The following is a 9892-nucleotide window of genomic DNA, read 5'->3' on the forward strand; positions in this document are numbered from 1 at the left end:
CAGGGAGAGAGGTACCGAGGGTGAGTTGTTTGATTTCAGCGTTCATGGATTACAATTTAGGAAAAAATCGCTTCCGCCCGGAGGCAGAAGCGATTTATAGGGAGGTATTTTATACATACCATTTGTGGTACATCTGCGAGTCGGTGCCTTCCACAAAGCAATCCAATCTGCCGGCAGCCCAGGAGGAAACGCCCACGTCGGAGGAGAGTAAGCCGCCGAGGTTTTCGTCGCCACTCCAGTTGTGACCATCCCACCATTTGTGCATCATGTTGTAGGTCTGACCTGGATAGAATACGTCTATGCGGTTTGGACCCCATGATACGGCAGCAGGACTACCAAACATGTTTGACTGCAGGTCTTCCCAGTTGCTCCAGCCTTTGTCGTACCATTTGTGCCAGAGGTGATTGTTCTGACCACGGGCAAAGCAATCCAGTCTGCCACTTGCCCATGAAGATACGGCTGGTGCAGAGGTGATTACGCCACCCAGGTCTTCCCAGCCATGCCATGCTGCGCCATCCCACCAGAGGTGCCACATAGAGGAGTTCATACCGCGTGCAAATACATCGATGCGATTAGGTCCCCAGCTTACACAGGTAGGTTCTGAAGAGAGTGTACCACCGAGATCTTCCCAGTTGCTCCAGCCACCCTGGTACCATTTGTGGTACAGGTGATGATTAAGCCCTACGGCAAAGATATCGAGGCGGCCGCTGGCCCAGGAACAGATAGCAGGAGCGCCCTGGATCTGACCACCCAGGCTTTCGTAACCATTCCAGGAGGTGCCGTTCCACCATTTGTGATATACGGCGCTATCCATACCTCTTACTACCACATCGATGCGGTTAGCAGCCCATGATACGGCATTGGGTCTGGAAGAGAGCAGGCCACCCAGGTTTTCATAGCCATGCCAGCCATGAGCAGGGGCAGGGATTTTTACACCACTGGCAGTCCAGAATGGGAATTCGGTATCGATACCGGCTTCGCCATAACCGATTTTGAAGAACCCGCCTTTACCCCAGCCGGTACCCCAGCTGTTTTTGCAGATCCAGCATTTTTCAGTTTCGGAATATCCGATCACGGTTACGCAGTGGAGGCCATTATCTACGCCACTTACGTGTTTGTATACACCGTCAGCGTATGCGAAGAAATCGTCGTATACGTGCATAACAGCAGAGCAGGGACCATTGTTGGTCAGGTAATTTTTACGCTCTACGATATTTGCGATGGTGGTTGAGTTTGTAATTTTTACAGCTGTAGCATCACGGTTAGGGGCTACGGTGCAGTGAGGAGGTTGTTTCCAGATATTATTGTCCGGGAAAGCGCTTGCGTATGGGAAGCAGGCTTCATCCGGGATACCACGTGTTTTGATCTGATTGAAAGCGTCGGTAGGCCACCATCCGCCACAGTTAGCACCGTGGGAGGAACAGAAGTGGAGATCTGCTTCAGAGAGATTGAGGAGTTGCCCTTTTTCGATAGAAGCCATTGCCTCAACTACGGAAGTCGTACAGAAGGATACACAGGATCCGCAGCCACCCTGATCTTTTACGGGGGTGATGTGGTTACCGTTTCTGTTGCGCCAGTCTACCTGTAGTGCAAAATTTGCTACAGGGGCAGCGGCGTCGCGTTTTTTCATAACGGCGTCGAGTTCTGCCTGGTTTACGACTACGCCAAGGAGGGCTTTCTGCTGTGGGGTAGGCAGCTGAGATACGGTAGTTTCTCTGGCTTGCCACTGGGTGCTGGATTTTTGTAAATCAGCTACCAGGTCGGAAATCTTGATAGTAGACATTTCCTGCGATGTTTTTTGGGAGTGAATGAAAAATTTGCGCCTTAATACTTAGGGTGAATTGAAATGGGACAGCAAGCCATCGCGGTAATGACCGAGGAAGCTGTCGGGAGATAAATTAGGATATGGAAGTGAATAATGCCTCAGCTAGTGTATCAGTGTTTGGGGTGGATAAAAAATAGTGCCATTCACAGTGACAAATTTGATATTGCATGCATGCTATTTAAAGGTATAACTATATTGGAAATCAACAAAATAAATTGTGATCGCAATTGATTGCAAAGGGAAAAAAAGGTATTTGTACATATAATATATTAATTTTGAAGGGGCTGGTGTATGTTGGATAATGAAACCGTCTAATCGAGATACAATTAATAAAAATCTGCTCAGTTTGTCAGGAGAACAATCATTATGGGATGGCATTCGGGAAAGTCATGTAAACAGCCTTGAAGCGTTATACCTTCAATATAACGATGAGCTTTACAGTTATGGCAGGAAATTTACCAGTGATATGCACCTGGTAGAGGACGCTGTGCAGGAAACTTTCATCTCTCTTTGGAAATACAGGCAGTCATTGCAGGTAAAAGGCGGCTATAGCTTCTACCTGCTCAAATCATTCAGAAACCATCTTTTCCGCCTGCTTAAATCCCGGGCCAATACAACTTATACGGATGAGCAGCCGGAATTTCATTTCGAAATCGGCATGGATACCCACCTGATTGCCGGTGAAGAACAGGCCATCCTCTCAAAGAAAGTGCAGGAAGCCCTCATCCAGCTCACCAGCAAGCAAAGGGAAATCATCTACCTCCGCTTTTTTGAAAATCTCTCCTTCGAAGAAATTGCGGATCTGATGAACATGCAGATCAGGGGTACCTATAAGCTCACCGCCCGGGCACTGGCAGCCCTGAAAGAACTGATGGGTGGGGCCGCAGGAACCGCGCTGCTGCTGACTATCCTGAAGGGATAAAAAAAATTAAAAAAAAAGTTAAAGATCATGGGGCACAATTGCCCCTTTTTCGTCTTTATATATTCAAAGGGCCTTAAAACAGAACGAACGGATGCATCACTCCATACATAGTTATAGTAATTATACCAGTCACCAACTGGCTACATCGCCTTACTTCCTGGAGTGGGTAAAGTTCCCTGACGCAGCTAATAATGCATTCTGGCAATCATTTGTGACCGCCTACCCGCACAAAGCTGCCGAAGTGGATACCGCCGTGGCTATTGTCCGCAGCCTTTACGTTGTACATGAGCGCCCAACGCCCCTGCAGCAACGTGAAATGTGGGATGAGATCTATAATAATATAGGTAATAATAAGATCTATGTGCGCAAAAATCCGCTGGTATATATTGCCCGCGCCGCTGTAGCCGTAGGCGTTATTGCCGCTGCTTCCTGGCTGATTTTCCGCCCGGGAAACAGGGAGGTGAACATAACCTCCAACTTTGGAGAAATTAAGAGAATATACCTGCCTGACAGCACTGAAGTAACCCTGAACGGGCACTCTGCTATCACGTACAGGAAAGAATGGACCAACCGGGAAGTATGGATAGAAGGGGAAGCTTTTTTCAATGTAAAAAAGAGCGTAGACCAGCAGTTTGACGTACACAGCAATGGTGTGGACGTACATGTACTGGGAACATCTTTCAACATTCGCAACCGCAGAGGCGTTACAGCTGTTGTATTAAATACAGGAAAATTAATGGTAGCTGCTTCTGCTGAGAAAAAACTGATCCTGTCTCAACCGGGTGATATGGCCCGCTATGATAGTGAACATAAGGATTTAGTACAAAAGAAAGTACCCGTGTCCAAAGTAACGGGCTGGCAGCAGCACAAGCTGCAACTGGACCAGACTACTGTAGCCGACTTTTTTGGTGTACTGGAAGACGACTGGGGATACCAGATTCAGGCAACTGATTCTTCGCTCTTAAATAAGACAATCAGCGGAGAAATAGAATTGACCGATAAAGAAGTTCTCATGAACGCACTTGCTGTAATATTAGATGCAAAAGTTACACAGCAGGGATCAACCATCATTGTAACACCCAACTGATTTTAACAAGGGACAGCCGAACTGAAGTTTCGAAACAGGTACGCTATCGTTTTATTTTTTGTCATTAAAAATTGCTTACAGGCATGATCAATCTGAAAAAGGTTGCGGCCTTCTGTTGCCTGATGCTTGCCATCAGCATGCAGATGTTTGCTGCCGTAGCCAGCCAAAATCAACCAACACTCACATTGAAAGAAGCATTGAACAGGGCTTCAAAGCAATTTCATGTTTCCTTTATCTATGAAGATGAACTGGTCAGCAACAAGCGTGTGAATGAGCCGACTGATGACAGTTACAGGAAGATAGAAGACTATCTCTCTGCTGTATTGAAGCCATACAACCTGAAGTTCAGAAAACTGGGCGGGTCACAGTATGCTATTTACGGTACTTCTGATAAAACAAAAGAAAAGGACAAAACCAACCATGTGGCTCCTGAAGAAGCTGCCTCTGAACAGGCAGCTTCCGGGAAGCCTGCTGTACAGATGACGCAGGTGCAAACTAACAGGTCCTTTGATACAACGGGTACGGAGACGCGTGTGCTGGTGGGTGTGGTGACCGACGAAACAATGGCCCCTGTTTCTTCTGCGACAATTATGGTACCTGGTACAAAGTATATGACTGTAACCAGTAAGAACGGAGATTTTACTTTGAAGGTTCCTGTGACTGCACAGAAAATTCAGGTGTCCTGCATCGCGTATGAAAGTCAGACAATGCCTGTAACAAATGCAGTTTATTACCGGGTAGCGCTGAAAGATAAAACAGGTTACCTGAAACCGGTTGAAGTAGTTTCTACCGGTTATGTAAACCTGCCTAAAGAACGTGCAACAGGTTCCTTTGGCGTAGTAACTGCGAAAGAACTGGAAAAGACGCCTACTGCAAACGTGATTAACCGTCTTGAAGGTATGGTGCCTGGTTTGCAGATGCAGATCACTGCTGGTGATAACTCTTTTGTGTATGACAACGTAACGCCTGCACCTTCGAGCAATACACGTACGATTGGTGCTAATAACTATAATTATAATATTCGTGGTAATACTACCCTGAGCAGTGAAAGAAGTCCACTGGTAGTGGTAGATGGTTTTCCAACTGAGATGGACCTGAAAAACCTGAACCCAAATGATATCGAGCAGATTACTTTTCTGCGCGATGCCGCTGCCGCTTCTATCTGGGGTTCCCGTGCAGCAAATGGTGTGATTGTTATTCAGACTAAGAAAGGACGGGTACGTACCCCTGCTGTGAATTTTGGAGTTGGTTATAGCCGCCAGGCACGTCCTGACATCGGTTACCTGAAACTCATGAACAGTGCCCAGACTTTAGCTTTTGACAAAGAATTGGTTGATAAAGGTATTATTACTGATGCATCTTACAATCCTTATAGCTCCGGGCTTAAGTATTATGTAGATAAAGGTGTGGACCTGGCATTTCAGTTGAAATCCGGTCGTATCACGCAGAGTGAATACGATACAAAGGTAGCTGAACTGAGCCAGCGTAATAATTACAGTCAGTTGAGTCAATACCTTATGCAACCAGCAGATGCACAGAATTACAATCTGTCTGTAAGCGGTGGTACAGATGTACATACTTATTTCCTGTCTGGTTCCTATGCAAAAGAAAATACAAGTACTGTAGGCAACTATGGAGAGCGTATTAATGTGACTGCCAACCAGGAGTTTAAAATCATGAAGGTTATCACACTGGGGGTAAGCCTGAAAGGTGCTTTTTTTAACTATTCTACTAATGGAATTGGTTTAACGCCGTTGCTGAATGGTTCAAATACCTACATGCCTTACGATGATATTCATGACAATTTTTATTATACCATTGGTCAGCATTATGCGGATTCACTGGGCAACCTGGGTTACAGGAAATGGTCTACCAACTACCTGGACGAATTGAAGATGAATAATAACCGTACCCGTGATAACAACTATTCAGGTACTATTACCCTTGATGTTCCGCTGTTCAAAGGTCTTGGATTCAATGCTGCCTATATGCAGGAGCGTGATTTCTTTACTATCCGTAATATGAGAGATGTGAACAGTGCGTATGTGAGAGATTTGTACAACAAAGGTACCGTGAGGTCCGGCACGACGCTGACTCATAATTTCCCGGACGGTGGTATACTGAATGCAACAAACAATAATATGAATAATTACAGTGCACGCGGTCAGTTCACATACAACCGTACGATTCATGAAGATCACCAGATCAGTGCACTGGCAGGTATGGAGGCCCGGCAGACATTAAACAGCGCTAATTCATATACAATTTATGGATACAATCCGCAGACGGGTATAGGTGTGGTAACTCCTTATGGTACCTATTATGCTACTATGGATTATTCCGGTGGTTATCTCGGTGGTTATCCTGAGCAGACGGATAAAGTTAAGCGTTATCTGTCTTATTATGGTAATGCTGCTTATACTTATAAGTCTAAATATACCTGGTCTGGTAGTGTACGCTATGATGACTATAACAACTTTGGTCTGGACAGAAAGTACCGTGCAAAACCATTCTGGTCTACCGGTTTAAGCTGGAACCTGTCTAAGGAAGGATTTATGCAGGATATTACCTGGGTCAATTCCCTGCGCGCACGTGCTACGTTTGGGGTGAATGGCAATATTAACCAGGACCTGCGTCCGTTTACAAACATATCATTAGGTAGTTCTGATTCACAAACGGGATTACCTTATGCTTCCATTATTTCGCCAGCGAATCCTGCGCTGAAATGGGAAAATACATATGTGACTAACTTTGGTATTGATTACAGTTTACTGAATGGCCGGCTGAGTGGTACCATTGATCTGTACAACAAAAAGGGTACAGATATCATCTACTCGCTGGAAGTGAATCCTGCCCTGTTGGGAGCCAGCAATACGATTCAGCGTAATGGTATCAACATGATCAACAGAGGGGTTGACCTGGGTATCAACGGAGCGATTGTAGATACAAAAGATTTTGGCTGGAACCTGGGCGTAAATTTCTCTTACAATACCAACAAAGTAACCAGCAGTTTACTGAAACCTACTACTTCCTTTTATTCCAGTTTCTCAGGTTATATAGAAGGGTATGCTACAGATGCACTTTTCGCCTACAGGAATGCTGGTCTTGACAGTGTTGGTATGACGATGATCTATGACCAGGATGGTAATAAAGTGCATGCTAACAAGGCGGTGACCGATATGAAAGCGGTGAAATATGCGGGGCGCAGAACAGCACCTGTGTATGGTTCCGTACAGAATACTTTCCGGTATAAGAACTGGTCTATGTTTGTATTGGCTACTTATAGCTTCGGTTCTGTATTTCGTGCGCCGGTGGCTACGCAGTATCCATCATCAAGAAAACTGTATTACAACACATCTGCAGATATTGCCCAAAGATGGCAGAAAGCCGGTGACGAAGCCAATACAATTGTACCCGGTGTAGCGGGGGCGTATGCAGGAACTTCAGTGCTGCGCTATGCTTATTCAGATATCAATATTCAGCCTGGAGACTATATCCGCCTGCGTGAAATCTCACTGGCATACCAGCTGCCTTCTGAAATGGCAGGAAAAGTATTTGCAAAAAATATTAAAATAAGTGGCGCTGTACGTAATCTTGGTTTGATATGGAAAAAGAACAAGCTGGGACTGGATCCTGATTATGTACCGGTGTTGGCCAGCAATGTGCTGCACCTGCCTGCTACGCCACAATATAGTCTGATGTTGAATGTAGGGTTCTAACCAAAATTTAAATTAACAATGAAAAGTAAATATATCTCTACGCTGTTGCTAGGTGGTCTTGCACTGGCCAGCAGCTGCAGTAAATATACCGATATAAAAACACAGGGTAGCCTGATTGCAGGTGCTACAGACAACTATCGTTACCTCCTGAATTATACGTCTACTTTTGAGTATGGAGAGAAAATGGTAGACTGGGCGGCGGCTGATGTTGAAATAGCAGACAGTGTACAGCAGGTGACGATAGATGGGTACAGTTCTTACCTGTATATGAAAAATGTGTATACCTGGAAATCGCCTATTTATGAAGTAACAACCGATCATGATGGTGACTGGGATACTTATTATGGACGTATCTATAACTGTAATGTGATTATAAATGAGGTACCAACCAGCACAGGCGGAACTGATTCCACCAAAGCAGAACTGATGGCGGAGGCGCTTACGCACAGAGCAGATGCGTACATAAACCTGGTAAATGAATATGCAAAACCTTATAATAGTGGTACTGCATCTTCTGACCTGGGTGTGCCGCTGGTACTTACCCCGGACCTTAATCAGCAACTAAACAGGGCCACTGTAGCTGCTGTATATAGCAGGGTAGAAGCTGACCTGAAAACAGCTGTAAGATCACTGCCAAACGCGAGCGCATATAATACCCTGCCCGATAAAGCCGCAGCATATTCCCTGCTGGCACGTATGTACCTGCTGATGAGTGATTACACAAATGCAGGTACTTATGCAGACAGTGCTTTATTACTGCAAAGCACACTGAAGGATCTGGCTACCATGACTTCTTTCCCTTACCGTAAGAGCGATCCTGAAATTATTTTCGGCAAGATAGCAGCTTCCTATAATACTTATTCTCCTAATATCCTGAGATTAAGTAGTGAAATGCTTAGCCTGCTGGGTACAACAGACCAACGTTATAAGTGGTTTACAAGAGATGCTGCCACTTACCTTGGTAATGGTTATTCTGGTCGTTATTTCTGCATGGAACAGCTGAACTATGAGAACAGAAACATTGGTACATCTGTTCCGGAAATGATGCTGATCAAGGCAGAAAGTCTGGCACGTGCAGGTAATGCCGGGGGGGCGATGGATGAGGTGAACCTGCTGAGACAGAAACGTTTTGCAGCGGCCGACTATGTAGCGATGACAGCTACAGATCAGAATGATGCCATCGTAAAAGTAGTGCAGGAACGTAAAAGAGAATTTATGTGCCGCCTGTTGCCATGGTTGGATCAGCGTCGTCTGAAAGATGATCCTTTATTTACCAAAACCTATACGCGTACCTGGAGAGGACAAACTTATACACTGGAACCCTCCAGCAACAGGTATGTATTCCCGATTGCTACTTACAATATCAATCTGAATCCTGAGATCGAACAAAATCCATGATAATAAAATGAAAGGAATTAAGAGCAGTTGCCTTTTTATCCTTGCCCTGTGTGCCTTTAAAGGCACGCAGGCGCAGGGTAAGCGGTTGAAAATGACACCCGAACGATCTTACATCGGAGATACCGTTAACCTGTTGTATCGGCCTGATTCTTCCTTATTGAAGACAGGCAAACCTATTCTCGGTGCTGTATATATTTTTGATACTACCTATCACTGGACTGCACATGATTTGCCATTGACAAAGACTGACAGCGGATATACAGCTACCGTGCCTTTAACCCGCGATAAAGGGTTGTGGGCGTTTAAGTTCCGGGCTGGGGAGGTCAGTGATAATAACAATGATACAGGGTACATTATTATGGGTGCAGAGCCGGGCAGGCAGTGGAAAGCCGCGTATGCAGGTTATGGAACGCTGCGTGCGCGCGATTACCAGATGGGTATACCGGGTTATTACAAAGATTTTAGTATCGGCGATTCTGCCATGTTCTTTTGGATGGGGCAGGAGATTGGTTACTGGAGAGCAGGCAGAACTTTTATCTGGCCTTATGTAAGGGCTAGAGCAGCTATGGAGCGTCAGGCTGGGTTGAGTCCAGATACTTCCAGAACAATTAATAACGCTGCGGGGTATTTGCTACATGCTCCCAATCTTTCTCAGAAAGATTTGTTCACACTGGCTTTGATTAACGAACAATTCCTGAATAAAAAAGAAAGAGGTGATTCTATCCGGGCTGCTATCAGTGCCCAATATCCTAATGGGATTATAAAGAAGCTGGCCGATTACAAAGCGATGGTGAATGAGCGGGATGCAGATAAAAAGCTGGCACTCTCTGAGCAGTTTCTGAAAAATTATGCACCTGACACAGAACTGGATGACCTGGCAGGAATCGATTATGACAGGGGCGTTTGGAGAAACATCTTTGCTATTTCTATTGCAAAAGGCG

At 45.3% G+C, this 9892-nt stretch carries 6 protein-coding genes; 5 read left to right on the plus strand and 1 reads right to left on the minus strand.

The genetic code is table 11. The annotated features are described in order from the left end of the window. Positions 1 to 109: 109 nt before the first annotated feature. Positions 110 to 1783 carry a C1 family peptidase gene (locus ABDW16_RS30860; protein ID WP_343675288.1) on the minus strand — a complete coding sequence of 558 codons (1674 nt, stop codon included), beginning with the start codon at positions 1781 to 1783 and terminating at the stop codon, positions 110 to 112. A gap of 388 nt (positions 1784 to 2171) precedes the next feature. On the opposite strand from ABDW16_RS30860, the gene ABDW16_RS30865 reads away from it, so the two are divergent. The 5 genes from ABDW16_RS30865 to ABDW16_RS30885 all read left to right on the plus strand — a co-directional run. Continuing rightward, on the plus strand, positions 2172 to 2747 hold the full coding sequence (locus ABDW16_RS30865) for a sigma-70 family RNA polymerase sigma factor (protein WP_343675289.1): 576 nt from the start codon (positions 2172 to 2174) through the stop codon (positions 2745 to 2747). A 91-nt stretch (positions 2748 to 2838) separates the two neighbouring features. Further along, positions 2839 to 3834, plus strand: a complete 996-nt coding sequence (locus tag ABDW16_RS30870) for a FecR domain-containing protein (protein WP_343675290.1) — start codon at positions 2839 to 2841, stop codon at positions 3832 to 3834. Between the two features lie 83 nt (positions 3835 to 3917). Continuing rightward, positions 3918 to 7553, plus strand: coding sequence for a SusC/RagA family TonB-linked outer membrane protein (locus ABDW16_RS30875; RefSeq protein WP_343675292.1), 3636 nt, complete (start codon positions 3918 to 3920; stop codon positions 7551 to 7553). A gap of 18 nt (positions 7554 to 7571) precedes the next feature. Then, positions 7572 to 8951, plus strand: coding sequence for a RagB/SusD family nutrient uptake outer membrane protein (locus ABDW16_RS30880; RefSeq protein WP_343675293.1), 1380 nt, complete (start codon positions 7572 to 7574; stop codon positions 8949 to 8951). A 7-nt stretch (positions 8952 to 8958) separates the two neighbouring features. Continuing rightward, the coding region (locus ABDW16_RS30885) for a hypothetical protein (RefSeq protein ID WP_343675295.1) at positions 8959 to 9892 on the plus strand (934 nt) is incomplete at its 3' end.

Source organism: Chitinophaga sp. (assembly GCF_039596135.1).
In the GTDB taxonomy this organism is placed as follows: Bacteria; Bacteroidota; Bacteroidia; order Chitinophagales; family Chitinophagaceae; genus Chitinophaga.